Here is a 26,326-nt window from a genome sequence, read left to right as displayed (position 1 = left end):
GAGAAGCTCATGCGCTACCTGATGCTGTCCAAGGCCGGCGACCGCGCCCCGGACGAGCAGCTCTTCGCCGACATGGCGAGGTTCGTCGAGGAGCTGACCGCGGAGGGCGTCCTGCTCGCCACCGGCGGCCTGGACCCGGTCGGCACCCGCGTCGCGTCCACCAGCGGCGAAGTCACGATCACCGACGGGCCGTTCACCGAGGCGAAGGAGGCGGTCGCCGGCTTCGCGCTGATCGAGGTGCGGACGAAGGAGGAGGCGATCGAGATCGCCCGCCGTTTCCGGCGCGTCATCGGCGACGGCGAGGGCATGATGCACCAGGTCTTCGGGCCGTGATCCGCGGTTCGCGCCCCCTCCGGCTCGCGGGCCGGAGGGGGCGGGACCGTCGACGACCAGGGCCGTTCCGGTGACCGACGTCCGAGCCACCGTCGACGCGGTCTGGCGGCTGGAATCCGCCCGGATCATCGGCGCGCTCACCCGGATGCTCGGCGACGTCGGCCTCGCCGAGGAACTGGCCCAGGACGCGCTGGTGGCCGCGCTCGAGCAGTGGAGTGCCGAGGGGCCACCGGCCAACCCCGCCGCGTGGCTCACGACCGTGGCGAAGCGCCGTGCCGTCGACCATCTGCGACGGTCGCAGCGCGCCGACCGAGCGCACGAGCTGATCGCGGGCGACCTGCGGCGAGCCCCGGAGGCTCCGCCGGAACCGCCGGAGTACGACGACGTCCTGCGGCTGATCTTCGTCACCTGCCACCCGGTGCTGTCCACCGAGGCCCGGGTCGCGCTGACGCTGCGACTGGTGGCCGGCTTGACGCCCGGCGAGATCGCGCGGGCGTTCCTGGTCAGCGAGCCGACGATCGCTCAGCGTCTGGCCGGAGCCAAGCAGACGCTCGCCGACCGCCGGGTGCCGTTCGCGCTGCCGGACCGCGCGCACCTGTCCGAGCGGCTGGCGTCGGTGCTGGAAGTCGTCTACCTGGTGTTCAACGAGGGGTACTCGGCGACCTCCGGCGACGATCTGATCCGGGCCGACCTGTGCCACGAGGCCCTGCGGCTGGGCCGCCTGCTCGCCGAACTCGCGCCCGATGAGGCGGAGGTGCACGGGCTGGTCGCGCTGCTGGAGATCCAGGCCTCCCGCGCGGCCGCCCGGACCGGCCCGTCCGGCGAGCCGGTTCCGCTGCACGAACAGAACCGCGGCCGGTGGGATCCGCTGCTGATCCGGCGGGGGTTCACCGCGATGCTGCGGGCGCGCGAGATCGGTGCGGCGCCGGGGCCATACGTCCTGCAGGCCGCGATCGCCGTCTGTCACGCCCAGGCCGGGTCCGCCGACGACACCGACTGGGCCCGGATCGCGTCGCTGTACGACGCGCTGGTCCACGTGCTGCCGACGCCGATCGTCCAGCTCAACCGGGCGGTCGCGGTGGGCCGTGCCCGCGGAGCGCAGGCCGGGCTCGACCTGGCCGACCCCCTGGTCACCGACGCTCGGCTGCGGGACTACCATCTGCTGCCCGCCGTCCGGGCGGACCTGCTGGCAACGCTGGGGCGGCACGACGAAGCCCGGCGCGAGTTCGAGCGAGCCGCCGCCCTGACCCGCAACGCCGCCGAGGCCGCGTTCCTGCGCCGACGGGCGGACGCCCTGCCGGTCAGCGCTCCGGCCGGGCCCACGCTCGGCACCGCCGCCACCGAGTTCCTGGAGCGCAACGACCTCACCGCAACCACCCGGCGCTCCTACACCCAAACGCTCGACCGACTGCGGCGCGCGCTCGGCGACGGGCTGCCGCTGGACGCCCTGACCGCCGCCGCGGTCGCGCCGGTGCTCACCATGGCCTGGGGCGACACCGCCGCGGCGACGTGGAACCGGCACCGCGCCGCGGTCCGGTCGTTCGGCACCTGGGCCGGGCTGCCGGACCTGTCGGCCGCCGTCGCCCGGCGGGACGAGACCCGCACGCCGACGCCGCCGGTCGACGCGTCGCTGCTCGACGCGCTGGAGAGCCGCCCCGACGTGGCGCTGCGCGAGCGGACGCTGTGGCGGTTACTGCACGAGTCCGGCGCCCCGGTACGGACGGTGCTCGCGCTCGACGTCGAGAACCTGGACCTGGACGACCGCCGGGCACGGGCCGGCCGCACGTGGGTGACCTGGCGATCCGGCACCGCCCGGCTGCTCCCGGAGCTGATCGCGGGCCGCACCCGGGGACCGCTGTTCCTCACCGACCGGCGACCTGGCCCCGCTCGCACGCCCTCGGCGGCCGGCCGGTGCCCGGACACCGGCCGTCGCCGCCTCTCCTACGAACGCGCCGAGTACCTGTTCAAGCAGGCCACGGCCGCCCTCGATCCGGCCGGAGCGGGATCCACCCTGCGTCAACTCAAGCCGAGCCGATGTGGGCTTCCCTACCCCGGACGCCCACCGGACAGAACTTAGGTTCTACTTTCTAGGAGGCCCGGGGTCGTCACGGGCGGATCGAAGGGTGGAGCGGTGACAGCAACCGGGTCGGACGGGATCGTCGTGCTGGGCACGGAGCAGCAGGCGGCCTGGGGACGGCGGGAGCTGCCGCCGGTGGAGAAGCTGCCGGGCGCGATCTGGTCGGTTCCGGTGCCGATCCCGGACAACCCGCTGCGGTACACGCTGAGCTACCTGCTGCCCGGGGACTCCGGAGTGGTCGTCGTCGACCCCGGATGGAACGACGAAGAGACCTGGTCGGCGCTGCTGGCCGGCCTCGAGGTCGCCGGATTCGGGCTCGGCGACATCGTCGGTTTGGTCGCGACGCACGTGCACCCCGACCACCACGGGCTCTCGCTCCGGCTGCGGGAGGTCACCGGCGCCTGGGTCGCGATGCACCCGGCCGAGGCCGACAACATGCCGCAGCGGATGGGCGCGACCTCACCGGAGGTCCGCCGCAAGGGCATGACGCAGATCCTGCGACTCTCCGGTGCGAGCGACGAGGACATCGACGAGCTGCTCTCCCGCGGCAACCCACGCAGCGAGCCGGACTTCCGGATGGCCGAGCCGGACGTATTCCTGTCCGACGGCGACCTGGTGCCGCTCCCGGGCAGGCGGATCCGGACGGTCTGGACTCCCGGGCACACGCCCGGCCACATCTGCCTGGCCGACGAAGAGGCGAAGGTGTTGCTCACCGGCGACCACGTGCTGCCGCGGATCAGCCCCAACATCGGGCTGAACCCGTCGGCCGAGGGCGCACCGCTCGCGGACTTCCTCGCCTCGCTGCAGAAGGTCGCCGACTACGACGACCACGACGCGCTACCCGCCCACGAGTACCGGTTCCGCGGACTGGGTGTGCGGGCCGCGGAGCTGATCGCCCACCACGAGGAGCGGTGCCGGGAGCTGGTCGCGGTCGTCGGTGCGCTCGGCGAGCCGACGATGTGGCAGGTCGCGTCCGCCCTGACCTGGTCGCGACCGTGGGCGGAGATCGGCCGGATGCGGTTCGCCGCGCTCGGCGAGACCGCGGCGCACGTCCAGCACCTGGTCGGCCGCGGCGAACTGTCCTGGGCGGCCGGTCCCCCCGGTGGTGCTCCGCGCGTCCGGGTCGCCGGATGACCCGCCTCGGGCTCGGATTGGCCGCCCTCGGGCGGCCCGCTTACCTGACCGCCGGCCGCGCCGACGACCTCGGCGACGACCGGTCGGTGGACGCGATGCGCGCCCGCACCGCCGCGGTGCTGGACGCCGCCTACGCGGGCGGCGTGCGCTACGTCGACGCCGCCCGCTCGTACGGGCGGGCCGAGGAGTTCCTCGCCGCGTGGCTGAGCTCCCGGCCGGACGTCGACGATCTGGTGGTCGCCTCCAAGTGGGGCTACACGTACGTCGGAGAGTGGCGCACGGACCGCGACGTCCACGAGGTGAAGGACCACTCCCCCGCGGCGTTCCGCCGGCAGTGGGCGGAGACCCAGGCGCTGCTCGGCGACGCCGTCGCGATCTATCAGATCCACTCGGTGACGCCCGACAGCCCGGCGCTCGACGACTCTTCGCTGCTCGACGAGCTCGGGCAGCTGCGGGAGCGGGGTGTCCGAATCGGCCTGTCGACGTCCGGCCCGGCACAGGCCGACACCGTGCGCCGCGCGCTCGGCGTCGTGGTGGACGGGGCGCCGCTGTTCTCCGTCGTCCAGTCGACGTGGAACCTCCTGGAGCCCTCGGTAGGGCCCGCGCTCGCCGACGCCGCGGCGACCGGCGTCGACGTCGTGGTCAAGGAGTGCCTCGCGAACGGACGACTCTCCGAGGTGGAGGGCGCCGGACCCGCGGCCGCGATCGCGGAGCGGCTCGGCCTCGGACTGGACGAGTTCGCGATGGCCGCGGCGCTGGCCCAGCCGTGGGCTGCCCGGGTGTTGACCGGCGCGGTGACGGTCGACCAGATCGCGCGGAACCTGCGCGCCGCGGCGGTGGCGCTGCCGCCGGACGTGCTGGCCCGGCTTGGGGAGCTGGCCGAGGCGCCCGCGGAGTACTGGGCGACCCGATCGGCCCGGGCCTGGCGCTGACGGACCCGGCTCTGCTCCGTCGGGCTCCGTCGGGCTCCGTCGGGCTCCGTCGGGCTCCGTCGGGCGGAGGGGGCGCCGACGGGATACGTTGCGGGCGTCCGTCCCAGATCGACGAACGGAGAGCCCGGTGACCAGCCCCACCCGCGCGCTGCGCGCTGCCGGTCAGGTCGCGCTCGGCGCCGTCCTGGTCGGCGCCGGCGTCGGCCACCTGACCACGCTGCGCGAGGAGTTCCAGGCCCAGGTGCCGAGCTGGATGCCGGTCGACCCGGACACGGTCGTCCTCGGCTCGGGCGTGGTCGAGATCGCGCTCGGCGCGTCACTGCTCACCACTTGGCGCCAGCCTGCGCGCCGACGGCTCGGCACGCTCGTCGCGGGGTTCTTCGTCGCGGTGTTCCCGGGCAACGTCGCCCAACTGGTCGAGCGCAAGGACGGGTTCGGGCTCGACAGCGACCGCAAGCGTGCGTTGCGTCTGCTCGGTCAGCCCGCCCTGGTCGCCTGGGCGCGCGCCGCGACGAAGTCCTAGCCGCGCGGGTCGTCGGCCGATCGCGGGGATCTACGACGCATCCGCGTCCCGCGATCGCCGTTCGGCAAGCTGCTGCGCCGCGTGCTGGTCGAGGCCGAGCGCGCCGAGCCGTGACGGGTGGGCGCGGCCGGGCGCGGTTGGGCGCGGTTGGGCGCGGCCGGGCGCGGTTGGGCGCGGCCGGGCGCGGTTGGGTGCGGTTGGGCGCGGCCTAGCCGCACTCGCCGCCCGGGCTGGACTCGGTCGCGGTGACGTGGCCGGTCGCGCTCACGAAGTACATCGCGATCGCCAGGTCGTCGAGGCTCCGATGGCTGCGCGCGAACAGTGAGCGGTAGGTCGGGACGTCCGGGAGCGCGATGCCCACCCGGTAGCCGGGGTGCGCGTCGCGGACCAGCACGGCCTGCAGTAGCGCGGCCGCGTACCAGTGCCGGGCCTGGGTGCTCGGGCCGGTCGGTTTGCGCTCGCCGGCTCGGCGAGCGTCGGCGTAGGACCGGCTCGGGTAACCCTTCACCTCGATCGCCCGGATACAGGCGCCCCGGCGGGCGACGACGTCGATGCCCTGCTCGCGCGCGGCGGTGTCGGCGACCCGCTCGATCCGCCAGCCGGTCCGGACCAGGTGGGCGACGAGGTGCGACTGCACGGTCGCCTCCGAGTGGTCCACGTCCCCGGTGGCGGTCGACGGCCGGTCGCCGCGCGCCAGCGGCCGGTACCCGACCCCGGGCCGGACGAACGACACTCGCTCCCCGCTCAGATCGACCCCTTCGACGACGAACCCCGCCTCCAGCCACGCCGCCGCCTGGGGCGACGAGCCATGATTGCCCCACCAGGCCCGGTAGCCTCGCGCCGACGGTGGAAGCGTCCCGACCAGGCTCTCCACTTCCCGCAACGACAGACCGATTTCCCGCCGGTCGTCGGGCACTGCGGCCAGGTGCCGGCGCAGCGGGTCGTATTTGCCCATGATCCGATCACCTCGGATTCGGCCGGCGCGGTCCGCGGTGCGGAGGCGGTGACGCCGGCGCCCCGACACTACCTGCCCGATCCAACCCGTACCCGCCCATTTCGGCGGCTCTCATGCGCGGTTCACGCCACTGTGGAGCCCTTGAGAAGAGCACAGTCCGGCCACAGCGCCACCCCGCCACGAGGACGACGGGGCGTCATCCGGGGGGCCGGGCGGACCGGTCCCCGTCCAGCCGCACGGCGGGCAGGGCGAGGGTCAGCTCGACCATCCCCCGCAGCGTCGTGAGCGGACGGCCGGTCAGCACCTCGATCCGGTGCAGGCGCTTCTGGACGGTGTTGCGGTGGCAGCCCAGCCTCCGGGCCGCCGCCGACACCGAGCCGTCCGCCTCCACCAGCGCCTCCAGCGTCTCGACGTAGGCCTCCCACTCCGCCGGACGCAACGTGGACAACCCGCCGAGCGTGTGCCGGACGAGCACGGCCGCGACGTCCGGCGCCGCCGCCACCAGCGCGTGCGGCAGCCGGTCGGTGACCCGCACGGTGCCCCGGTAGCCAGTGGGCAGCGTCCGCAGCGTGAGCACCGTCATGCGGTGAGCGGGCGCGACGTCGTCGAACCCGTCGATCAGCGGGGAGACGACCGCCGGGCCGGGCACGCGGTCGGCCAGCAGCGTGACGACGTCCGCCTCCTCGTCCGGACCGCCCAGGGCCACCAGCGCGGACTCGCGCACACCGTGGCAGACCCAGACCGACGGGAACCCGGCCCCGCGCAGCACCCCCTCCAGCGTCGGACCGGTGTCGGGCGGATCCTGGCCCGGCGACCCGTCCCCCGGCGACCCGTCCCCCGGCGACCCGTCCTCCGGCGGTGGGGCGACCGCGACCGTGACGACCAGCCGGGGCCCGCGCACCGGGATGCCGAGCACGTCGCTGGCCTCGGCGACCGCCGACGCCGTCAGCGGCGGTCGCTCCAGCAGCCCGGAGAGCACGGTCTCCCGGCGCAGCCGGGTGGTGCGCTGCAGGCGGCTCTGCTCCTCCCGGTACGCGGTGGCAACGGCGGTCGAGACGCGGTCCAGCGCGTCCCACACGACGACCGCTTCGGCGAGCAGACGGCGAACGCCCTCGTCCCCGCTGCGGGTCGCCTCGTCGACCAGCGCCTGCCAGATCGCCCGGGCGCACAGCCGGTAGCCGTGGAGCAGCCACTCCATCGGCGCACCGTCCTGCGCGCGCCGCCGTCCGGTCTCGCGGAGCGACGGCGCCGCCGTGGCACCGCCGTCGGCCAGCTCACCGAGCATCTGGTCGAGACTGACCGCGCAGACCGACCGCAGTTCGCCCGGGTTCAGCGACCCGTCGGTCAGGGACTCCGGGCGCACCTGGACGACATGGCGGAACACCTCGGCGGTCAGGGCCGGGAGGTGGTGTGCACGGAGCCGGGCGGCGAGCACGTGGACGCTCGGCCCGACCGGTACCGCTGACATATCGGCGGAGCGTAGAGACTCCCGCCGGCGATCGGCAGCATCCACCGCCGGTCCGGTGCACGCGTTCCGGACAGCAGGCCTCCGGAGTGTGCAGCGTGCACAATTCCGGGCCGCGGCGGGCTCGGCGGGAGCCGCGCGACGGGGTGTGCAGCGTGCACACCGCGACCCGACACAAACAGTGCTCTGGACACCGATCGCCCCGTCTTCACCGATCCACCCGATCGCATCCGCACACACTGTGGCCACTCCCCCGGCCCCCACGCAGGGAGGACCAAACAGTGCTGACCGTCGATGACGTCCACGTCTCCTACGGCGGCGTGGTGCAGGCCCTGCGCGGTGTGACGCTGTCGGTACCCGACGGTGCGGTCGTCGCGGTGCTCGGCAGCAACGGCGCCGGCAAGAGCACGCTACTCCGCGCGATCTCCGGCACTCTCCGCCTGCAGTCCGGCCGGATCGACCGGGGCACGATCCGCCTCGACGACCGCGACCTGCCCGGCACCGATCCCGGCACGATCGTCCGCCAGGGCGTCGTCCACGTGCCGGAGGGACGCCGGATCTTCGGCCGGTTGACCGTGGACGAGAACCTCCGCGCGGGCGGCCTCGCGAACTCCGACCGCGCCGCGAAGGCGCGGGCGCGCGAACGGGTGCACGACCTGTTCCCGGTCCTCGCCGAGCGGCGGACGCAGCGCGGCGCGCTGTTGTCCGGAGGCGAACAGCAGATGCTGGCCATCGGCCGGGCGCTGATGGCCGACCCGAAGCTGCTGCTCCTGGACGAGCCGTCGCTGGGCCTCGCGCCGCGCGTCATCGGCCGGATCGGCGAGGTGATCCGGGAGATCAACCGCCAGGGCACGTCGGTGCTGCTGATCGAGCAGAACGCCACGATGGCGCTGGGCGTGGCCGAGCAGGCGTACGTGTTGGACGTCGGGCGGGTCTCGCTCTCCGGCAGCGCGGCGGAGCTCGCGGGCAGCGACGAGGTGCGCCGCCTCTACCTCGGCCAAGACGCCACCCGTCCGGCCGCCGAGGCCACGACCCCGCACCGGACCCTGTCGCGGTGGACCGGATGAGCGCCCCGGTCCGGGAGGACATCCCGGCACTGGAAGTGGACGACGTCAGCGTGCAGTTCGGGGCGCTGGCGGCGCTCGCGGACGTCTCGTTCACGGTCGCGCCGGGGTCGATCCACGCGGTGATCGGCCCGAACGGCGCCGGCAAGTCGACGCTGTTCAACGTGCTCTCCGGTGTGTACCGGGCCGCGGGCGGGCAGGTGCGGTTCGGTCCGGCGCGGCTGGACCGCATGCGTCCGTTCCAGATCGCCGACGTCGGCGTGGCGCGCACGTTCCAGAACATCGCGCTCTCGGCGCGCGAGTCGGTCGCCGACAACCTCCTCCTCGGCCGCCACCACCTCACCCGCGCCGGTTTCCTCGCGGCGGGCCTACGGCTGCCGCAGGCCACCCGGGAGCACCGGCGGCACGCCGCCCGGGTCGCCGAGATCGCCGACTTCCTCGAACTCGGCGACAAGCTGCACCTGCCGGTCGGCGCGCTCTCCTACGGCGACCAGAAGCGGGTGGAGGCGGCACGCGCACTCTGCGCCGAACCGCGGATCCTGCTGCTGGACGAGCCGGTGGCCGGCATGAACGCCGACGAGACCGCGCGAATGGCCGGGACGATCGGCGCGATCCGTACCGCGCTCGGCATCTCGATCGTGCTCGTCGAACACGACATGAGCCTGGTCATGGCGCTGGCCGACCGGGTCACGGTGCTCGACTTCGGACGGCGGATCGCCGACGGCAGCCCGGCGGAGATCCAGTCCGACCCCGAGGTGATCCGCGCCTACCTCGGGTCGGGGAACGACGTGCTCCCCGCCGACGCCGCCGCGCGGGCCGCGTCGTCGGACACCGAACCAACCCCCCGGGAGCGCCCGTGAGCCAGTTCCTCTCGCTCCTGCTCAACGGTGTCTCGCTGGGCGCCATGTACGCGCTCATCGCGCTCGGTTTCGTGGTGATCTTCAAGGCCAGCGGCGTCGTCAGCTTCACCCACGGATCGCTGCTGCTGGTCGGCGCGTACGCGATCGTCCGGTTCGCCGAACCGTGGGGCTTCTGGCTCGGAGCGCTGGCCGGCATCGTGCTCACCGCCGCGGTGTCGCTGCTCATCGAACGGCTGGTGATCAACCGGCTGCGCGGCGCGCCGGACATCAGCCTGGCCGTGGTCACGATCGGCGTCGACATCATCCTGCTCACCGACATGACGCGGCGGATCGGCTCGGACATCCTCAACGTGCCGCACCCGTGGGGCGGGGACGTGTTCCGGCTGGGCGACGTCGGCATCAGTACCAACCGCGCCCTCGCGATCGGCGCCGCCGCCGTCCTGATCGGCCTGTTCTTCGCCGCGTTCAAGTACTCCAACTGGGGGGTGGCGATGCGCGCGGCGGCCGAGGACGGCGAGGCGGCCGCGCTGATGGGCATCCGGCAGGGGCGCGTCTCGGCGATCGCGTGGCTGATCGCCGGAGTGCTGGCGGCCGTGGCGGCGCTGTTCCTGGTCGGAGCGCCGACGCCGGGGGTCAGCCCGGCGGTGTACACGGTTGCGCTCGGTGCGCTGCCGGCCGCGATCCTCGGTGGGCTGGACTCCACCGGTGGCGCGCTCGTGGGTGGCCTGCTCATCGGCGTCGCCGAGGCGCTGGCCGCGGGGTACCAGGATCAGCTGCTGTTCCTGGGGCGGGGCTTCGGGCCGGTCGTGCCGTACCTCGTGATGATCGTCGTCCTGCTGGTGCGCCCATCCGGGCTGTTCGGCACGAAGGAACTGACCCGTGTCTGAGTCCGCCCGCGTCGCCGAGCCCCCGGCCGCAGCGCCCGACCGCCCCGCCGGGCCGCCGACGCGCCCCGCCCGACGTCCGCTGCGGCTGCTCGTGCTCGGCGCCACCGTGGTCCTGCTGCTCGTCGTCCCGTTCTACGTCGAGGAGTTCTGGCTGCGCACCGGCTTCGCGATCGCCGGTGCCGTGGTCGGCGCGCTCGGGCTGAACCTGCTCGTCGGGACGGCCGGGCAGCTCTCGCTCGCGCACTCGTTCTTCCTCGCGGTCGGCGCGATCAGCTACACGTTCGTGGCCGACGACCCCACCGGCGTGCGCGCCGACGAGCTCAGCGGGCTGGGCTGGCCACCGCTGCTCGGCCTGGTGGTCGGTGTCCTGCTGGCGGGCGTCGCCGGGCTCGCGTTCAGCCCGATCGCCGCGCGGCTGCGCGGTATCTACCTCGGGGTGGCGTCGCTGGCGCTGGTCTTCATCGGCCAGCACGTGCTGAACAGTTGGACGTCGGTCACCGGTGGGTTCAACGGCCGCTCGGTGCCGGAGTTCTCGCTGTTCGGTCTCTCGTTCGCCGACCGGCCGGCGATGTCGGTCCTCGGTGTCCCGTTCCGCGAGGCCGAACGGCTCTGGTACCTCGGCCTGCTGCTCGCGGTGGCCGCCTACCTGTTCGCCCGCAACCTGCTGCGCAGCCGCCCCGGGCTGGCGCTGCGGACGCTACGCGACAGCGAGGTCGCGGCGTCGGTGATGGGCGTGGACGTCCAGCGCTACAAGGCCAAAATCTTCCTGGTCAGCTCGGCGTACGGCGGGCTGGCCGGGGTGATGTACGCGCTGTCGATCGGCAGCGTGGCGCCCGAGTCCTTCGGGCTGTTCGTCTCGATCCAGTTCCTCGCGATGATCGTTCTGGGCGGGCTCGGTTCGCTACCCGGAGCCGTTCTCGGCGCGGTGTTCGTCACCGCGCTCCCGCTGGTCCTGCAGCGCTACGCGGACGCGCTTCCGCTCGTCACCGACGTCGGTAGCGGCGGGGTGGCCGCCGGTGAGGCCGCCCGCTACCTCTACGGCCTGGCGATCGTCCTCGTCGTGCTGTTCCACCCGTCCGGACTCGCCGGCCTGGCCAGCCGGATCGGACGGTCCCGGCGGTTCCGTCGCACGCCCCGGGCCGACCGGTCCGATTCCGCCAGCCCCGCCGACTCCTGACGCTCCCCGATTCCTTTCGATCCCGACGTAGCTCGATCCCGACGTAGCTCGATCCCGAAGTCGCCAAATCCCGAAGTCGCCCAATTCCGAAGTGCAAGGGGGCACCGATGAGTACCGCCACCCTCACCCGCCTGGTCGCCGTGGCAGCCGCGGTCGCGGTCGCGCTGACCGGCTGCAGCAACAAGGCCGAGGACGGGAACGGCTCGGGCTCCGGCTCGGTCGCCACCGACGTCGGCGTCGACGGCGACACGATCACGCTCGGCGTGCTCACCGACCTCACCGGCGTCTTCGCCGCACTCGGCAAGGACATCACCAACGCGAACACGCTGTACTGGAAGACCCGCAAGGTCTGCGACCGCTACACCGTCCGGCTGGACGTCCAGGACACCGGGTACGTCCCGCAGCAGGGCGTGCAGCTCTACAGCTCGATCAAGTCGGACGTGCTGGCGATGCAGCAGACGATCGGCTCGCCGATCAACGCGGCGCTGGCGTCGGACTACGAGGCCGACAAGATCGTGAACTTCCCGTCGGCGTGGGGCGAGACGCTCACCGACATTCCCGGCACCGGGGTCCCAGGAGCGACCTACGACGTCGAGATGGCGAACGGTTACGACTACATGTTCAAACAGAAGCTGCTCAAGGAGGGCGACACGGTCGGCCATATCTACTTCGAGGGCGAGTACGGCGAGACTGGCTTGGCCGGCACCAAGTTCGTCGCCGGGAAGAAGAAGCTGACGGTCGTCGAGGCGCAGATCAAGGCCACCGACCAGGACATGAGCGCCCAGGTGAGCCAGCTCAAGGCGCGCGGGGTGGACGCGATCGTGCTGACCGTCGCGCCGGCGCAGACCGCGTCGGTCGCCGCCGCCGCGCAGGCGCAGGGGCTGGACGTTCCGATCCTCGGCAGCAACCCGGTGTTCGCGCCGGGCCTGCTGCAGGGGCCGACCGCGTCCTGGCTGACGTCCCACCTGTACGTGGCCGCTCCGGTGTCGACGTTCGACCGCCAGCCGGACCTGTACTCCGAGTACACGAAGGCCTATCCCGAGACGAAGAACCCGAGCGCGGGCGCGGTGCTGGGTTACGGCATGGCCGAGATCATGAAGCAGGTGCTCGACGCCGCCTGCGAGCAGGACGACCTCACCCGCCAGGGCGTGCTCGACGCGTTCAACGGCCTGAAGCAGGTCGATACCGGCGGGCTGCTGGTGCCGATCGACAGCTTCGCGCTGCACCGGTCGCCCAGCCTGCAGAGCTTCATCTCCCGGCCGGCGAACGTGCCGGGCGGCGCGAAGGTCGTGCAGGACGCGTTCGAGGGCGAGTTCGCCGAGGAGCTAGCCGGCCGCTGACACGACGATCCGGCCGGCGCCGCCCGATGCGGGGCGCGCCGGCCGGATTTCGGGAAGACCACGTCACCGACGCGCCCGCCCGGCCGCTTCGGGAAGACCACCTCACTACCCGTCCTGTGAGGCGCATTTTCGGGAAGACCACGTCACCGAGGCGCCCGCGAGGCGGCTTTTCGAGAAAGCCACCCACCATCGTCCAGCGGTCGCGGCAAGGAGGTGCCGCCCGCTGATGGATGTCGCGCTTCCCGGTCGACCCGCAGCGTGGATGTCGCCCTTTCCGGGCACCGCGGGGCATGGTTGTCGCGCTTCCGGGGTGCGCGAGGCGTGGGTGTCGCCCTTTCCGGGCCCGCGCGGCATGGTTGTCGCGCTTTCCGGGCGGCGCGCGGTGTCGTCGTCGCGCTTTCCGGGCTATGGCACTGGAAGCGCGCCAACCATCGCGGCGGTCACCCCGAAGCGGCGACAACCACCCACCCATTTCGGCGCCGAGCCGGGCGACCGCGCCTCAGGAAGGGGGCGTGAGGTGGCGCTCGTCGGCGCGGCGGGCGTTGTCGACGAGCGCGCCGATGATCCGCGGCCACGCCCCCGGCGGCAGATCGTGCCCCATCCCGTCGATCAGCTCCAGCCGCGCCCCGGGCACGGCCTCAGCGGTGGCCCAGCCGCCCGACTGGTGGCACATCCGGTCGGCGGTGCCGTGCACGACGACCGTCGGCACGGTGACGCCGCCCAGCGCCTCCGTCCGATCGGACGCCGCCCGCACCGCTCGGTGCTGACGCCGTCGGCCCTCCCGGCCGTCCGGATCACGCTGAAACGCGAGCCGGGTCACCCGCCGCAGCTCCGGGAGGTCCTGGTCGAAGCCGGTCGAGCCGACGTCGGCGAAGACCCGCACCCGGCGCTCGATCGCCTCGTCCTCGGTCCGCGGCCGCCGGCCGAACAGGTGCCGGAGTACGCGGGGGGAGGTCCGCCCGGCGCCCCGACGGCCGGTGGTCGACATCAGCGACGCCAGCGAACGCACCCGGTCCGGATGCCGGATCGCGACGAGCTGCGCGACCATGCCGCCCATCGAGGCTCCCACCACGTGCGCGGAGTCGATGCCGAGCGCGTCCAGCAGACCGACGGCGTCGTCGGCCAGGTCGTCCAGCGTGTACCGGCGTCCGGGCAGGTGCGTCGAGCGGCCGGCGTCCCGGTTGTCGAACCGGATCACCCGGTACCCGGCCGCGGCCAGCTGCTGGCAGAACTCGTCCGGCCAGTGGACCAGCTGGAACCCGAGCCCCATGATCAGCAGCATCGCCGGAGCGTCCGGCTCCCCGACGGCGTCGTAGCAGAGCTCTACCTCGCCGACGCGGGCCCGGGATTCGTCGCTCGTCACGGGGCGTGAAGGTACTCGCGGCCCCGGAGCGGGACAAGGCGATTTCCGGCAACTACAGGCGTGCTTCCGGCCAGGAACTGACCGGAATGGCGCCTAGCGTCGAGGCATGAGCGATCCGAAGCTGACCTGGACCCAGGTACACGCGCGGCGGTCCGCGCGCCACGGGCTGACCGTCCCACAACCGTCGGCCCGCCCGGCCGACGCCGCGCGTGCGATGTGTGGCGCGCACGCGCAGGTGCTCTCCGCGGCCGAGCTGTCGATCGGCCTGCGCCTGGACGGTGCGACCCGCGCGGACGTCCGTGCCGCGCTCTGGGAGAAACACGAGCTGGTCAAGACGTTCGGGCCGCGCGGCACCGTCCATCTGCTAGCGACCGAGGACCTTCCGGTGTGGATCGCCGCGCTCTCCGCGCTGCCCGCCGCGAACCCGTTCCCGGACGGCATCCGCTTCACGGCCGCGGAGACCGACGCGGTGGTGGCGGCGATCGGCGACGCGCTGGCCGACGCCGAACTGACCACCGACGAACTCGGCGACGAGGTGGTCGCCCGCACCGGACCCTGGGCAGGCGAGCGGACGATGCCGGCATTCGGAGACATGTGGCCGCGCTGGCGACAGGTGATCAGCGCCGCCGCACACCGCGGCGTCCTGTGCTTCGGCCCGAACCGGGGGCGGAAGATCACCTACACCAGCCCGCGCCGGTACCTGCCGGACGTCGCACCGCTCGACGGCCAGGACGCGCTGGCGCAGCTCGTCCGCTGGTACCTCACCAGCTACGGCCCGGCGACGCCGCACCACTTCGCGCAGTGGATCAACGCGCCGCGCGGCTGGGCGACGACGCTGTTCGGCACGCTCGGCGACGAGGTGGAGCGGGTGGACGTCGAGGGCACCGAGGGCTGGGTCGTGGCCGGGGACACCGCACCGGCCGACGAGCCCCCGGGCGGGCTCCGGCTGCTGCCGTACTTCGACGCCTACCAGGTCGGATGCCACCCGCGGGACCAGGTGTTCCCTGGCCCGGCGCGGGAGCGGGCGCTCGCCGGCAGCCAGGCGGGCAACTACCCGGTGCTGCTGATCGACGGCGTCGTCGCGGGCGTCTGGCACCTGCGCCGGTCGGGCCGCCGGCTGGCGATCACGGTGGAGCCGCTCCGCCCACTGACCGCGCAGCGACTCGGCGAGCTCGATGGCGAGGTCGCGCGGGTCGGCGCGATCCTGGAGGGGACGCCGACCCTGACGGTCGGCCCCGTGGCGGTCGGCCCCCACGCCTGACACCGGTGTCCGCCGCGCCGCCGCCTGGGCTCTACGATTCATCCACCTGCGGAGACGCTATCGATTCCCTGAGGAGACTCCATGTCGTTCCCGAACGCTGTCAGAGTCTGCCTCCTGCAAAAGTACGCAACCTTCAGCGGTCGTGCGCGCCGGTCGGAGTTCTGGTTTTTCGTCCTGTTCACCGCGATCGTCGGTGCCGTCGGCGCTGTCCTGGACGCGATCCTCGGTCTCAGTGATGGATCGTTCGGCGGCGTGGGGCCCATCGAAGGCGTCCTCCAACTGGCCCTGGTCGTTCCGAGCCTCGCCGTGGGCGCGCGACGCCTGCACGACATCGGCCGCACTGGCTGGTGGCAGCTCATCGGCATCGTTCCGATCATCGGCTGGATCATTCTCCTCGTGTTCTTCGTGCAGAACAGCCACCCCGCCAACCAGCACGGACCGAACCCGAAGAATCTCGGCGCCTAGACAGGTGCTCGCGGGCGGATAGCCCCGGCGGCGCCCTATAGTCGCCCGGGTGCGACTCAAGCTGGGGCGTCCGGACCTGTCCGCCTGGTCCGATCGGTTCGCGGTCCCCCGCGCCACCGACGCCAGCCCGCTGACCGTGACGTTCCTCGGCGTGGCGACGCTGCTCGTGGACGACGGAACGACGGCGATGCTGACCGACGGCTACTTCAGCCGCCCCGGCCTGCTCAAGGTCGGACTCGGCCGGATCGCGCCGGACGTCGCCCGCATCGACCGCGAGCTGGCCGCCGCCGGAGTGTCCCAGCTCGCCGCGGTGGCGCCCGTGCACACCCACTTCGACCACGTGCTCGACTCCGCGGTGGTCGCCGAGCGCACCGGGGCGACGCTGGTCGGCGGCCGGTCGACCGCGAACGTCGGCCGCGGCGCCGGGCTGGCCGAGGACGCCGTCCGGATCGCCACCCCCGGCGAGCCGCTCGAGTTCGGGCCGTACACGGTGACGCTGGTCGAGTCGCACCACTGCCCGCCGGACCGGTACCCGGGTGAGATCGCCGCGCCGCTCCGCCCACCCGCCCGGGCGTCGGCGTACCGCTGCGGCGAAGCCTGGTCGACGTTCGTCACGCACCGTCCGTCCGGGCGGCGGTTGCTGGTCCAGGGCAGCGCGGGCTTCGTCCCCGGCGCGCTGCGCGGCTACCGGGCCGAGGTCGTCTACCTGGGCGTCGGGCAGCTGGGGCTGCGGCCGGACGCGGAGATCCGGCAGTACTGGGACGAGACCGTCCGGCAGGTCGGCGCGGAGCGGGTCGTACTCATCCACTGGGACGACTTCTTCCGCCCGCTGGACCAGCCGCTGCGCGCACTGCCGTACGCCGGCGACGACCTCGACGTCACGATGCGGGTGCTGGGCGAGTTGGCCGACGCCGACGGCGTCCAACTGTGGTTCCCGACCGTGCGCGTCCGCGAGGATGCCTGGGCCTGAGCGGCACCAGCGGCCCCGGTCCGAGTGCCCGGGCCGTCCTCAGCCGACGACCGGCAGCGCGGTCGCGACCGGCCACGCCACGACCATCGATCCGACGAGCGTGATCAGCCAGTAGGGCGCGGCGAAGCGGTGCAGCATCGCGCTCCAGATCACCTGCCAGACCAGCAGGACCGCCAGCAACGGCACCACGAGCAGCACGAACCCGGGCGCGAGCCCGACCAGCGCCGCTGCCGTCAGTGCGACCGTCACCACCGCCGAGGTGGCCAGCACGCCGACGCTGTTGCCGCCGGTGAGGCGCTCCGCTGCGTACGCGAGCACGCCGAATCCCGCCCAGACGAACGCCAGCAGCCACCACCGCGCCCCACCCGGGATCGCGTAGGTGACACCCAGGTGCAGCGGCACCCCGATCGCGACCGCCGCGTACAGAACGAGGACGAGGCCCGCGAGCGCCCATCGGAGGGTCCCGCTGCGCTCCGAAGGAACGCCAGCCGGCAACCGCGACGAGCGGTCGACCCGCCGTACTCGGGCGCCCACGAGCATCACCCCGGCGGCCACGCCCGTGAACCCGACGACGAACCCGCCGACCGCGAGCGGCAGGCGCGTCGTCGGCAGGAACGGTGCCACCAGCGCGGCAACGACCGCGGCGACGGCCGTCACCGCCAGCACCCGGCCGAACCGTGGCACCGCGAACGACGGCCACCCGGACACGGCCGGACCGAACAGCAGCCGCGCCACCGGGTAGAGCCCGATCAGCAGCGCGATCAGGAGCAGCCCCGCGCCACCGGCCCGGCGCAGCGGCGACGGTGCCGCGTCGTCGGTGAACGGCCCGCCGAGGCTCTCGTCCAGCCGGTCGACGATCTCCCGGTGGGTGCGCGGCGCGTACAGGATCGAGATGTGCTCGACGCCGGGCACGACCACGGCCTCGCGCACCGCTCCGCCCTCGGCCGCCTCCTTCGCCGCGTCCCGGAACCCGGTGAACTCCAGACCACCGACGAGCAGCAGTAGCCGCGCGGGCCGGTCCGGCGTCGCCTCGGACGCGTCCGGCAGCGAGATCGCGACCGTGTCGGTGATCTCCGGGTGCTCCGCCGCGTACCGGGTGACGGCGCCCGCGCCCATCGAGTGCCCGACCAGCGCCACCCGCGTGGGGTCGACGTTCGGCAACCCGCGCAGGTGGGCCAGCGCGGTGTCCAGATCGGAACGCCGGGCTGCGACGCCGTCGTCGCCGGACGGGAGCGCGCTCCGGTGAGCGCCGTGCCCGGTGAAGTCCAGCAGCACGACGACGTAACCGCGTGCCGCGAGCGTGTCGCCGAGAGGGGCCATCAACCGCGCCGACCCGGCGAATCCGTGCGCGACGACCACCCCCGGACGCCGTCCCGTGGCTGCGGCCGGCCGGACGACGTCCAGCGGAACACCGTCGACGACCACGTGGTGGCGCGTCGTGGGGCCCCCGGCCGAGGCCAGCAGCCAGACGCCCGCAGCCGCCAGCAGGGCCGCCACCACCGCGACCGCAACCGCGGCCCGGACCCGTAACGCGCGGGTGATCAGCACGCCTGACCGTACCGGGAGGGCCGTCAGGTTACTCGCCAGTAACGAGACCTGCAACGGGTTCTTTCTCTCGGTTGCCCTCCCTAGCGTGTGGGCCGGTACCCCGGCCGGAGCGACCCCCACGACGGCGGACCCCACGGACTCGACGAGGAGTTCCATGACGAGCATCTTCCGGACCCGGCGTGGCGCCGGGACTCTGGTGGCCACCGTGGCGCTGGTCCTCGCGACGCTGGTCGCGCCGGCCTTCCGCGCGAGCCCGGCCGCGGCGGCGCCACCGCCCACCGGCCCGAGCGGCGACGCGTTCTACACCCCGCCCAGCCCGCTGCCGGCCGGGGCCGACGGCGACGTGATCTGGTGGCGGCAGCTGCCCGACGACCTGATCAACAAGGGCTACCTCGTCCTCTACGGGTCCCGGTCCGCGCTCGGCACCCCGATCGCGGTGTCCGGCCGGGTGCTGGTCCCGAAGCTGGCCTGGCGAGGGCCCGGCACCCGGCCGATCGTGTCGGTCGCGAGTGGGACCCGCGGCATCGGCGACAGTTGCGCGCCGTCGAAGTTCCAGCCCGACTACGAGAAACCGCTCTTCATCGACGCGATGCTGCGGCGCGGCTGGGCGGTGGCGATCACCGACTACGAAGGGCTCGGCACCCCGGGGACGCACCCGTACATCGTCGGCCGCTCCGAGGGGCACGGTGTCATCGACGTCGTCCGGGCGGCCACCCGCCTCCCGGCCACCGGGTTGCGCGCCGGTGGGCCGGTCGGGTTCGCCGGATACTCGCAGGGTGGGGGCGGCGCGGCCTGGGCCGGTGAGCTGGCCCCGACGTACGCGCCGGAGCTGAACGTCGTCGGCATCACCGCGGGCGGAACTCCGGCCGACCTCGACGTCGTCGCCACCAGCCTGGACGGCACGCTCGGGTTCGGGTTCGCGCTGCTGGCCGCCCTGGGCCTGGACGCCGCCTACCCGGAGCTGAACCTGCCCGCCTTCCTCAACGAGAAGGGCAAGCAGCTCTACGCGACCCAGCAGGGCGCCTGCGTCGACGCGGTGTTCGGCTACGCCTTCCAGCGCATCGCCGACTACACGACGACCAATCCGCTCGCGACGCCGCAGTGGCGCGCCCGGCTGGCCGAGAACGAGCTCGGGTCCGCACCGCCGAAGGCGCCGGTCTACCTGTTCCACGGCACCCACGACGAGATCATCCCGCTCTCCCAGGCCCAGACACTGCGCCGGCAGTACTGCGCCGCCGGGGTGAAGGTCCGGTGGGCCACGTTCGTCGGAGAGCACGTCACGACGCTGGTGGCCTCGGCCCCCGACGTCCTGAAGTTCCTGACCGACCGTTTCGCCGGGAGGCCGGCACCGAACAACTGCTGAGCTCGGGTGCATTTACCCCACCCCACGGTGGGGTAAATGCACACACGCCACTCAGCGGGCCGGGGCGGTCCTGGTGTCCACGCCGACCGCCAGCCTCACCGTGTACCCGCTGGTAACGTCGCCGGTCACGGTGCCCAGCTGGGACGCGCCGGCGTCGTCACCGAAGATGTTGTCGCTCTGCAGGCTGATCTGGGCGAGGTTCGCCACCGACGACTCGTAGCCGGCCGTCGCGTAGACCTTGTCGCAGGCGTCCTTCGGCAGCGCGACCTGGGACGTCGCGATCGTGTTGCCGGCGTCGGCGATCGAGGCCTGGTCGGGGTAGACCTCGAAGTGGACGTGCGGCCACCGTCCGCGGTAACAGGCGGGGAAGATGCTGGTGAACCGCACCACGCCGGAGGCGTCGGCGATCTGGACGCCCCGCAGGTAGTTCTGGTCGGTGGCGCCGTCGGAGTAGAGCGAGTAACGCTCCTCCCGGTCGCACTGCCAGACGTAGACCGCGGTGCCGGCGAACGGCTTGCCGCCGTTGGCCAGGTCCGTGATCGTCAACTCCAGCGTCATCGTCACGCCCTCGGCCGTGCCGCTCGCGTCGCCGAAGCTGGTCCGGATGTCGCTGCGGACGACGCCGCTCTGCTGCAGCACGTCCGGGCCGTTCGACCCGTCACCCGGGTACGGGCCGGCCGTCTCCTCCGGGATCTCCCCCGATGACGCCGAGGCCGAAGTCGCCGACGCCGACGCCGACGTCGACGCGGACGTCTCGGGACTGCAGGCCGCCAAGCCGAGCGCGGTGGCGCCGAGCCCCAGCATCCTCAGCGCCCGGCGTCGGCCCATCGTGCCCAGGTCGAAGCCGAGGCCCTGGTCGACGACCTCCTCGTCCGGTCGGGGTAGCGGACGCCCCTGGTAGGTCGCGACGCCCTTGCCGGGCTGACCGTGCTGCATCAGTTCCTCCGATCGATCAACGACCAGCCCACGATCGCTGGGAAACCTGACAGCGAACCGTGCGGTAGCCCGGAGAACGCTGTGAATTCACGGCCGCGGTATCGGGACCTCCCGCAGCGGGTCACCGCCGTCGACGAACAGCCGCGCATCGGGCGTCGTCGCCAGCGCGATCTGCTGCAGCACACGTTCACCGAGCTGCGGATGACGCCCGTCGAGCGCGCCGACCCGGACCGCGAACACCAGGTCGAACGGCTGCTCGCCGGCGCGCAGCACGAAGTCCTCGGCGGCGACCGCGCGGAGGCTCATCCGGCCGGACGCGATCTCGGCCGCGGCGGCGGTCTCCCCCTGGGTGATCGCCCGAGCCGAGCGGTCGATGCCGAGGATGTGGCCGGTGGTGAGCATCGCCGCGACCGCCCTCGCCGCCGCACCGGGACCGCACCCGATCTCCAGCACCCGCGAGTCCGGACGTAGTGGCAGTGCTCGCACGATCGCAGCGAGACGGGGCGACAACGACATGCGCTCAGGGTAGAGCGCGGACGCGATTCCGATAGGCGGACGGCGTCTCCCCGCACTGCTGGCCGAACGCCCGGGCGAACGCGCTGACGTCGGCGAATCCCACGGCCGCCGCCACCTCGCCCACCGACCGGTCGGGCGTCGCGAGGAGCGCCATCGCCCGCAGCAGGCGGGCCCGCAGCAGATAGGCCCGCCAGGACATCCCGACCGTGGCCGAGAACTGCCGCCGCAGCGTCCGCTCGGACACCGCGGTCGCGCGGCACACCCGGTCGATCGTGACCTCGTCCAGGTGCTCCCTGGTGTACTCCATCGCCGCGGCCACGATCGGGTCGGACGAGTTGGGCAGGCTCAGCGGCGCCTCGTGGTCCAGCGCGTCGGAGACGACGTGCCCCAGCGCCCGGAAGTAGTCGTCGGCCACCCGATCGCCGCCCGCGCGGTCGATCGGCCACCGGAGCGAGTAGACGATCATCTCCCGGATCAGCGCCGACGCCGCCAGGATGCGAACCCGGTCGCCGGGCCGCGCGATCAGCTCCGGACCGAACATCACCGACACCGTCCGCAGGTCGGCGCTCATCGTGGCGCGATGGGCGAGCCCGGCCGGGATCCAGGCGAACTGGTGCGGCGGCAGCAGGTAGTGGGCGTCGGCGGTCTCCACCTCGACCACCCCGCCGACCGCGTACTCGATCTGGTGCATGTCGTGGTGGTGCCAGCCGGTGACCAGGTGGTCGCCTTCGTACAGGTAGCTGCCCGCAAGGGCGCCGCCGCCCTGACGGATGTCGATCAGGGGGACCGTGGCCGCTTCTGCAGGATTGTTGACCGACCGTGCACCGATGCTCATCACTTCTCAGCGTACAAAGAAGTGACCCCCCTTCACCCCGCTGAGTCCCCGGAGCGGACGGCGGATCCCCTGCACTCAACGAGGAGCCGCATGAACATCGACGATATGGTGCTGGTGAGCATCGACGACCACGTCGTCGAACCGCCGGAAATGTTCGCCCGCCACGTCCCGGCCAAGTGGGCCGAGTACGCGCCCCACGTCATCACCGACGACCGCGGCATCGACCAGTGGATGTACCGCGGCAAGCAGACCGGCGTCGTCGGCCTCAACGCGGTCGTCTCCTGGCCGCCGGAGGAGTGGGGTCTCGACCCCGCGATCTTCGCCGAGATGCGACCGGGCGTGTACGACGTCCACGAGCGCGTCCGCGACATGGACCGCAACGGCATCCTCGCGTCGATGTGCTTTCCGACCTTCGCCGGGTTCAGCGCGCGCCACCTGAACCAGCTGAAGGACGACATCACGCTCGTGATGGTGTCGGCCTACAACGACTGGCACATCGACGAGTGGGCCGCCGCCTACCCCGACCGCTTCATCCCGCTCGCGCTGATGCCGACGTGGAACCCCGAGGCGATGATCAAGGAGATCGAGCGGGTCGCCAAGAAGGGCGTCCGGGCGATCACGATGCCCGAACTGCCGCACCTCGAGGGACTGCCCAGCTACCACGACCTCGACTACTGGGGTCCGGTCTTCCAGGCGCTGTCCGACAACAACCTGGTGATGTGCTGCCACATCGGCACCGGTTTCGCCGCGCTGGACCTGGCGAAGGACGCGCCGATCGACAACCTGATGGTGCTGGCCCCGCAGATCTCCTCGCTCTGCGCCCAGGACCTGCTGTGGGGCCCGGCGATGCGCACCTACCCGGACTTGAAGTTCGCGTTCTCCGAGGGTGGCATCGGCTGGATCCCGTTCTACCTGGACCGTTCGGACCGGCACTACACGAACCAGCGCTGGCTGCGCCGTGACTTCGGCGGCAAGCTGCCCAGCGAGGTGTTCCGCGAGCACTCGCTGGCGTGCTACGTCACCGACCCGACGGCGCTGAAGCTGCGCCACGAGATCGGCATCGACACGATCGCCTGGGAGTGCGACTACCCGCACTCCGACTGCTTCTGGCCGGACGCACCCGAGAAGGTGCACGCCGAGCTGGTGGCCGCGGGGGCGAGCGACTCCGACATCAACAAGATCACCTGGGAGAACTCGGCCCGGTTCTTCAACTGGGACCCGTTCACGAAGATCCCCCGGGAGCAGGCGACGGTCGGCGCCCTGCGCGCCAAGGCGACCGACGTCGACACCTCGATCCGGTCCCGCGCCGAGTGGGCGCGGCTCTTCGCCGAGAAGCAGGCGGTGCCCACCTCCTGATCCGCAGGCTGCGGCTCCCGGTTCCGTTCGCGGTACCGGGGGCCGTGTCGTTTCTTGCGGACGTTCGGTCAGGTACCGAAGACGGGCGATCAAGTAGCCCGGCCGCCACCGCAGCAGCCTCGAAGCCACCACCTCCCACGGCTTCGAGGAGCACACACGATGACCGACACCGCCACCGCCGCACCACCGGTTACCGCCGATTGGCGTGCGGTCGCCTCGATCGGCTTGGGCATCTTCACGCTGGTGGCGAGCGAGTTCCTGCCCGCGAGCATGCTGCCCCGGATCGCCGCCGACCTCGGCGTCAGCGAGGGCACCGCCGGCCAGGCGGTCACCGTGACCGCGCTGATGGGCGCGATCGTCGCCCCCACGATCGCGGTGCTGCTCCCCCGGCAGGATCGTCGGGTCGTGCTCATCGGACTGATGGCGCTCGCCGTCGTCTCCAACGTCCTGGTGGCTCTGACGCCGAGCTACTGGCTGCTGCTGGTCTCCCGGCTGCTGCTCGGCGCCGCGCTCGCCGGATTCTGGGCGTTCTCGATCTCGGTGACGTCCGCGCTGGTCCCGGCCGACCGGCTGGGCCGGGCGTTGACCGTCGTCAACTTGGGCAGCACGGTCGCGGCCGTGGCCGCGGTGCCGCTCGGTGCCTACCTCGGCGAGGTCTGGGGCTGGCGGGGCGTGTTCGCGCTCGCGGCGGGCGCGGGTCTCCTGACCGTGCTGGCGCAAGCGCGGTGGCTGCCTGCCGTGCCGCCGAGCGGCTCCCCCGGGCTGCGCACGCTCGCCGAGACGCTGCGCCGGCCGGTGCTGTTCGCCGGGCTGATCGCGATCGGCCTGGTCGCCGCCGGGCACTTCGCCGCGTTCACCTACCTCCGCACCGCGACGGCGCTGGTGCAAGGGCTGAACGCCGGGCTGCTCGCGGCGCTGCTGCTGCTCTTCGGCGTCGCGAACGTCGTCGGCAACCTGGCGGCCGGCCCGCTCGCCGACCGGCGGCTGCCGCTGCTCGTCCTGGGCGCGCCGCTGCTGATCGGCGGCGCGACGCTGGCCTTCGCCGCCGCGGTGGACACGACCGCGCTGGTGTTCGTCGCGGTCGCCGTGTGGGGCATCGGCTTCGGTGCGGTGCCCACCGCGTTCCAGACCTGGATCGCGCGGACCGAGCCGGACCGGCTGGAGAGCGCCGGCGGGCTGATGATCGCAACGTTCCAGGTCGCGATCGCGGTGGGCGCGTTCGCCGGTGGTCTGCTGGTCGACGGCGCGGGCGTGCGAGCCGCCCTGGTGACGGGTGGTGTCGCCGCGGTGCTCGGCGGCCTCAGCCTCGCGGCGCTGCGCCGCTCGTGACGTCGGCGCCGGCTCCGGCCCCCACCACGGGTGGGAGGCCGGGACCGTCCGCCGCCGGGCGGGAAGTCTGGCGCCAGGCGCTCGGGGGCACGCCGACGAAGCGACGGAACGCCCGGCTGAATGCCGCCTCCGAGCCGTACCCGAGCGCGACCGCGGTCCGCGCCACCGACCACCCGTCCCGGCGGAGCAACTGCTTGGCGCGCTCCATCCGGATCCGCAGCACGTACCGCCCCGGCGACTCCCCCACGACCAGCCGGAACCGCTCCGCGAACATCGACCGGGAGGCGTGCGCGACCCGGGCCAGCCGGTCCACGGTCCAGGGCTGGCCCGGATCGTCGCGGACGGCAGCGGTCACCCGCGCGATGTCCGGGTCGCCCGCCGCCCGGTGCCAGCCCTCGACGTCACAGCCGTTCTCCACCCAGGCCCGCAACGCCGTGGCCGCGACGACGTTCGCCAGCTGCGACACCACCGACGCCGCCCCCGGCCGGGCGTCCGCGACCTCGGCCTCCATCCGGTCCAGCAACATCGCGGCCAGCGGCTCCTTCGTCGCGAAGCCGCAGTTCAGCAGCAACAGCGGCAGTCGATCGGCGACCAGGTCCGGCCCGCCGACCTCCTCGAGCGCCGCGCTGAGCACCACCGCGGTCGTCTCCGCCCGGACCGCGTAGTCCCCGCCGCGCAGCGCGAGGGCCGCGTCGTTCGGCCCCAGCCGCACCGGGCCCGCCGATCCGATGATCGTCACGGTGCCGGCGACCACGTGGTGGAATCGCGTCTCGGCACCCCGGAACGATCGGCCGGCGCCCGGCCCGATCGCGTCCCGGGAGTAGCCGATCGCCGTCCACCGCAATCGATCGAGCAGGTTCGACACCGCGTCGGCGGGGGACGCCGACGCTTGCCAGGAGACGGGTGCTCGCCACGCCGGAGACTCCATGCTCCGACCAAGGCTCGGCGGGCGCTCCGCATTCCGCGCTCGGTCACGTGACCGTAGAGTGTCGAGAACCTGACGGCGTGTCGCGTCTCACGCGCCGAGAATTCCGCATACGCGCCGGGCGCAGTGGGCACAGACTGGATTGCGACGCGCGACGGACCCGACGCCCCGGGTGCGCGTCCCGGCGACGAACGACCTGACCGAGGCCCGAATGACCACGTCCAACGCCCGCATCGACCTCCCACCCGCACCCGGCTCCCCCGAGACCGCCCGGCGCATCACGACCAGCCTGCTCACCGCCTGGGGTGTCGCCACGGAGCACCACACCGACGTCGTACTGCTCGTCAGCGAAGTGGTCTCCAACGCCGTCGAGCACGTCGGCGGCGAATCCAGCTTCCAGCTCGAGCTGTCGCACTCCGGCGACTGGCTTCGGGTAGCACTCACCGACGGCTCCTCGGTGCGCCCGATGGTCCGCCAGCTCGACCACCGGGCCGCCCGCGGACGGGGCATGCAGCTCGTCGAACACATCGCGGACCGTTGGGGCGCCGAGGACCACCACGGCGGCAAGACGGTGTGGTTCACCGTCCGGGTCACCGGTGAGCCCGACGACAGGCCCGCGGTCCGCGCGGACGACCGCGAGGTCTGACCGCGCCCGCAGCCATTGACTGGGCGAATGGCCGGCATCAGGAAATCGGTCTTCCCCATGGCCCGG

25 protein-coding genes are annotated in these 26,326 nt (G+C 73.0%); 17 read left to right on the top strand and 8 right to left on the bottom strand.

The window, feature by feature from the left end; translation table 11 throughout:
- Nucleotides 1–9: 9 nt before the first annotated feature.
- From ABEB28_RS22620 to ABEB28_RS22600, 5 genes are all read left to right on the top strand, one after another.
- Nucleotides 10–333, top strand: a complete 324-nt coding sequence (locus tag ABEB28_RS22620; protein ID WP_345730173.1) for a YciI family protein — start codon at nucleotides 10–12, stop codon at nucleotides 331–333.
- A gap of 70 nt (nucleotides 334–403) precedes the next feature.
- The gene (locus tag ABEB28_RS22615) at nucleotides 404–2,410 is read left to right on the top strand and encodes a sigma-70 family RNA polymerase sigma factor (protein ID WP_345730172.1); all 2,007 of its coding nucleotides are present in this window, start codon (nucleotides 404–406) and stop codon (nucleotides 2,408–2,410) included.
- 54 nt (nucleotides 2,411–2,464) lie between these two features.
- Complete coding sequence (locus tag ABEB28_RS22610) at nucleotides 2,465–3,544, top strand: MBL fold metallo-hydrolase (RefSeq protein ID WP_345730171.1); 1,080 nt, start codon at nucleotides 2,465–2,467, stop codon at nucleotides 3,542–3,544.
- Nucleotides 3,541–4,476, top strand: coding sequence for an aldo/keto reductase (locus ABEB28_RS22605; protein WP_345730170.1), 936 nt, complete (start codon nucleotides 3,541–3,543; stop codon nucleotides 4,474–4,476). The genes ABEB28_RS22610 and ABEB28_RS22605 overlap by 4 nt, the downstream gene beginning before the upstream one ends.
- 127 nt (nucleotides 4,477–4,603) lie before the next feature.
- Nucleotides 4,604–4,999 (top strand): DoxX family protein, encoded by a 396-nt coding sequence (locus ABEB28_RS22600; protein ID WP_345730169.1) that lies wholly within the window; start codon nucleotides 4,604–4,606, stop codon nucleotides 4,997–4,999.
- A 208-nt stretch (nucleotides 5,000–5,207) separates the two neighbouring features.
- On the opposite strand, the gene ABEB28_RS22595 is transcribed toward ABEB28_RS22600, so the two are convergent.
- Together ABEB28_RS22595 and ABEB28_RS22590 are read right to left on the bottom strand one after the other, a co-directional pair.
- Entirely contained in the window at nucleotides 5,208–5,954 is a 747-nt protein-coding gene (locus ABEB28_RS22595) for a DUF7662 domain-containing protein (protein WP_345730168.1), read from the bottom strand.
- A 196-nt stretch (nucleotides 5,955–6,150) separates the two neighbouring features.
- On the bottom strand, nucleotides 6,151–7,422 hold the full coding sequence (locus ABEB28_RS22590) for a PucR family transcriptional regulator (RefSeq protein ID WP_345730167.1): 1,272 nt from the start codon (nucleotides 7,420–7,422) through the stop codon (nucleotides 6,151–6,153).
- Between the two features lie 278 nt (nucleotides 7,423–7,700).
- Here ABEB28_RS22590 and ABEB28_RS22585 point away from each other — a divergent pair, with 278 nt between their 5' ends.
- From ABEB28_RS22585 to ABEB28_RS22565, 5 genes are all read left to right on the top strand, one after another.
- Nucleotides 7,701–8,486 carry an ABC transporter ATP-binding protein gene (locus ABEB28_RS22585; RefSeq protein ID WP_345730166.1) on the top strand — a complete coding sequence of 262 codons (786 nt, stop codon included), beginning with the start codon at nucleotides 7,701–7,703 and terminating at the stop codon, nucleotides 8,484–8,486.
- On the top strand, nucleotides 8,483–9,343 hold the full coding sequence (locus tag ABEB28_RS22580) for an ABC transporter ATP-binding protein (RefSeq protein ID WP_345730165.1): 861 nt from the start codon (nucleotides 8,483–8,485) through the stop codon (nucleotides 9,341–9,343). Before ABEB28_RS22585 ends, ABEB28_RS22580 begins: the two co-directional genes overlap by 4 nt.
- Complete coding sequence (locus ABEB28_RS22575) at nucleotides 9,340–10,230, top strand: branched-chain amino acid ABC transporter permease (protein WP_345730164.1); 891 nt, start codon at nucleotides 9,340–9,342, stop codon at nucleotides 10,228–10,230. Before ABEB28_RS22580 ends, ABEB28_RS22575 begins: the two co-directional genes overlap by 4 nt.
- A complete protein-coding gene (locus ABEB28_RS22570) occupies nucleotides 10,223–11,407 on the top strand; it encodes a branched-chain amino acid ABC transporter permease (protein WP_376980499.1) in 1,185 nt (394 codons plus the stop codon). Before ABEB28_RS22575 ends, ABEB28_RS22570 begins: the two co-directional genes overlap by 8 nt.
- A 107-nt stretch (nucleotides 11,408–11,514) precedes the next feature.
- Complete coding sequence (locus ABEB28_RS22565; protein ID WP_345730163.1) at nucleotides 11,515–12,747, top strand: ABC transporter substrate-binding protein; 1,233 nt, start codon at nucleotides 11,515–11,517, stop codon at nucleotides 12,745–12,747.
- 499 nt (nucleotides 12,748–13,246) lie between these two features.
- Here the strand turns inward: ABEB28_RS22565 and ABEB28_RS22560 are convergent, their stop codons facing one another.
- Nucleotides 13,247–14,110, bottom strand: a complete 864-nt coding sequence (locus tag ABEB28_RS22560; RefSeq protein WP_345730162.1) for an alpha/beta fold hydrolase — start codon at nucleotides 14,108–14,110, stop codon at nucleotides 13,247–13,249.
- A gap of 106 nt (nucleotides 14,111–14,216) precedes the next feature.
- On the opposite strand from ABEB28_RS22560, the gene ABEB28_RS22555 reads away from it, so the two are divergent.
- The 3 genes from ABEB28_RS22555 to ABEB28_RS22545 all read left to right on the top strand — a co-directional run bounded on the left by ABEB28_RS22555 (nucleotide 14,217) and on the right by ABEB28_RS22545 (nucleotide 16,806).
- Entirely contained in the window at nucleotides 14,217–15,371 is a 1,155-nt protein-coding gene (locus ABEB28_RS22555) for a winged helix DNA-binding domain-containing protein (protein WP_345730161.1), read from the top strand.
- A gap of 81 nt (nucleotides 15,372–15,452) precedes the next feature.
- Nucleotides 15,453–15,836, top strand: a complete 384-nt coding sequence (locus ABEB28_RS22550; RefSeq protein WP_345730160.1) for a DUF805 domain-containing protein — start codon at nucleotides 15,453–15,455, stop codon at nucleotides 15,834–15,836.
- Between the two features lie 49 nt (nucleotides 15,837–15,885).
- Nucleotides 15,886–16,806 (top strand): MBL fold metallo-hydrolase, encoded by a 921-nt coding sequence (locus ABEB28_RS22545; protein WP_345730159.1) that lies wholly within the window; start codon nucleotides 15,886–15,888, stop codon nucleotides 16,804–16,806.
- A 39-nt stretch (nucleotides 16,807–16,845) separates the two neighbouring features.
- On the opposite strand, the gene ABEB28_RS22540 is transcribed toward ABEB28_RS22545, so the two are convergent.
- The gene (locus tag ABEB28_RS22540; RefSeq protein ID WP_345730158.1) at nucleotides 16,846–18,354 is read right to left on the bottom strand and encodes an alpha/beta hydrolase; all 1,509 of its coding nucleotides are present in this window, start codon (nucleotides 18,352–18,354) and stop codon (nucleotides 16,846–16,848) included.
- 154 nt (nucleotides 18,355–18,508) lie between these two features.
- Between ABEB28_RS22540 and ABEB28_RS22535 the strand changes: the two genes are divergently transcribed.
- Nucleotides 18,509–19,717: a lipase family protein gene (locus ABEB28_RS22535; RefSeq protein WP_345730157.1), complete on the top strand. Its 1,209-nt coding sequence runs from the start codon at nucleotides 18,509–18,511 to the stop codon at nucleotides 19,715–19,717.
- A 51-nt stretch (nucleotides 19,718–19,768) separates the two neighbouring features.
- Here the strand turns inward: ABEB28_RS22535 and ABEB28_RS22530 are convergent, their stop codons facing one another.
- From ABEB28_RS22530 to ABEB28_RS22520, 3 genes are all read right to left on the bottom strand, one after another.
- Complete coding sequence (locus tag ABEB28_RS22530) at nucleotides 19,769–20,653, bottom strand: intradiol ring-cleavage dioxygenase (RefSeq protein ID WP_345730156.1); 885 nt, start codon at nucleotides 20,651–20,653, stop codon at nucleotides 19,769–19,771.
- 87 nt (nucleotides 20,654–20,740) lie between these two features.
- Nucleotides 20,741–21,169 carry an SAM-dependent methyltransferase gene (locus ABEB28_RS22525; RefSeq protein WP_345730155.1) on the bottom strand — a complete coding sequence of 143 codons (429 nt, stop codon included), beginning with the start codon at nucleotides 21,167–21,169 and terminating at the stop codon, nucleotides 20,741–20,743.
- A 4-nt stretch (nucleotides 21,170–21,173) separates the two neighbouring features.
- Nucleotides 21,174–22,004, bottom strand: coding sequence for a helix-turn-helix transcriptional regulator (locus ABEB28_RS22520; RefSeq protein WP_345730154.1), 831 nt, complete (start codon nucleotides 22,002–22,004; stop codon nucleotides 21,174–21,176).
- Nucleotides 22,005–22,094: 90 nt separating this feature from the next.
- On the opposite strand from ABEB28_RS22520, the gene ABEB28_RS22515 reads away from it, so the two are divergent.
- Both ABEB28_RS22515 and ABEB28_RS22510 read left to right on the top strand, forming a co-directional pair.
- Nucleotides 22,095–23,360, top strand: a complete 1,266-nt coding sequence (locus ABEB28_RS22515) for an amidohydrolase family protein (RefSeq protein WP_345730153.1) — start codon at nucleotides 22,095–22,097, stop codon at nucleotides 23,358–23,360.
- A 159-nt stretch (nucleotides 23,361–23,519) separates the two neighbouring features.
- Nucleotides 23,520–24,689 (top strand): MFS transporter, encoded by a 1,170-nt coding sequence (locus ABEB28_RS22510; RefSeq protein WP_345730152.1) that lies wholly within the window; start codon nucleotides 23,520–23,522, stop codon nucleotides 24,687–24,689.
- Here the strand turns inward: ABEB28_RS22510 and ABEB28_RS22505 are convergent.
- Nucleotides 24,661–25,617, bottom strand: a complete 957-nt coding sequence (locus ABEB28_RS22505) for a helix-turn-helix domain-containing protein (protein ID WP_345730151.1) — start codon at nucleotides 25,615–25,617, stop codon at nucleotides 24,661–24,663. The two genes, ABEB28_RS22510 and ABEB28_RS22505, sit on opposite strands and share 29 nt — an antisense overlap.
- Nucleotides 25,618–25,825: 208 nt before the next feature.
- On the opposite strand from ABEB28_RS22505, the gene ABEB28_RS22500 reads away from it, so the two are divergent.
- A complete protein-coding gene (locus ABEB28_RS22500) occupies nucleotides 25,826–26,260 on the top strand; it encodes an ATP-binding protein (RefSeq protein WP_345730150.1) in 435 nt (144 codons plus the stop codon).
- Nucleotides 26,261–26,326 lie beyond the last annotated feature (66 nt).

Source organism: Cryptosporangium minutisporangium (genome assembly GCF_039536245.1).
In the GTDB taxonomy this organism is placed as follows: domain Bacteria; phylum Actinomycetota; class Actinomycetes; order Mycobacteriales; family Cryptosporangiaceae; genus Cryptosporangium; species Cryptosporangium minutisporangium.
Note: the sequence above shows the minus strand (reverse complement) of the source record. Positions and strands in the feature narration are given on the sequence as shown.

Coding starts and splice junctions, on each gene's coding strand:
- ABEB28_RS22580 (WP_345730165.1), top strand. CDS start 8,483: ATGAGCGCCCCGGTCCGGGAGGACATCCCGGCACTGGAAGTGGACGAC.
- ABEB28_RS22515 (WP_345730153.1), top strand. CDS start 22,095: ATGAACATCGACGATATGGTGCTGGTGAGCATCGACGACCACGTCGTC.
- ABEB28_RS22535 (WP_345730157.1), top strand. CDS start 18,509: ATGACGAGCATCTTCCGGACCCGGCGTGGCGCCGGGACTCTGGTGGCC.
- ABEB28_RS22565 (WP_345730163.1), top strand. CDS start 11,515: ATGAGTACCGCCACCCTCACCCGCCTGGTCGCCGTGGCAGCCGCGGTC.
- ABEB28_RS22530 (WP_345730156.1), bottom strand. CDS start 20,653: ATGCAGCACGGTCAGCCCGGCAAGGGCGTCGCGACCTACCAGGGGCGT.
- ABEB28_RS22510 (WP_345730152.1), top strand. CDS start 23,520: ATGACCGACACCGCCACCGCCGCACCACCGGTTACCGCCGATTGGCGT.
- ABEB28_RS22620 (WP_345730173.1), top strand. CDS start 10: ATGCGCTACCTGATGCTGTCCAAGGCCGGCGACCGCGCCCCGGACGAG.
- ABEB28_RS22550 (WP_345730160.1), top strand. CDS start 15,453: ATGTCGTTCCCGAACGCTGTCAGAGTCTGCCTCCTGCAAAAGTACGCA.
- ABEB28_RS22500 (WP_345730150.1), top strand. CDS start 25,826: ATGACCACGTCCAACGCCCGCATCGACCTCCCACCCGCACCCGGCTCC.
- ABEB28_RS22555 (WP_345730161.1), top strand. CDS start 14,217: ATGAGCGATCCGAAGCTGACCTGGACCCAGGTACACGCGCGGCGGTCC.
- ABEB28_RS22505 (WP_345730151.1), bottom strand. CDS start 25,617: ATGGAGTCTCCGGCGTGGCGAGCACCCGTCTCCTGGCAAGCGTCGGCG.
- ABEB28_RS22520 (WP_345730154.1), bottom strand. CDS start 22,004: ATGAGCATCGGTGCACGGTCGGTCAACAATCCTGCAGAAGCGGCCACG.
- ABEB28_RS22595 (WP_345730168.1), bottom strand. CDS start 5,954: ATGGGCAAATACGACCCGCTGCGCCGGCACCTGGCCGCAGTGCCCGAC.
- ABEB28_RS22590 (WP_345730167.1), bottom strand. CDS start 7,422: ATGTCAGCGGTACCGGTCGGGCCGAGCGTCCACGTGCTCGCCGCCCGG.
- ABEB28_RS22605 (WP_345730170.1), top strand. CDS start 3,541: ATGACCCGCCTCGGGCTCGGATTGGCCGCCCTCGGGCGGCCCGCTTAC.
- ABEB28_RS22525 (WP_345730155.1), bottom strand. CDS start 21,169: ATGTCGTTGTCGCCCCGTCTCGCTGCGATCGTGCGAGCACTGCCACTA.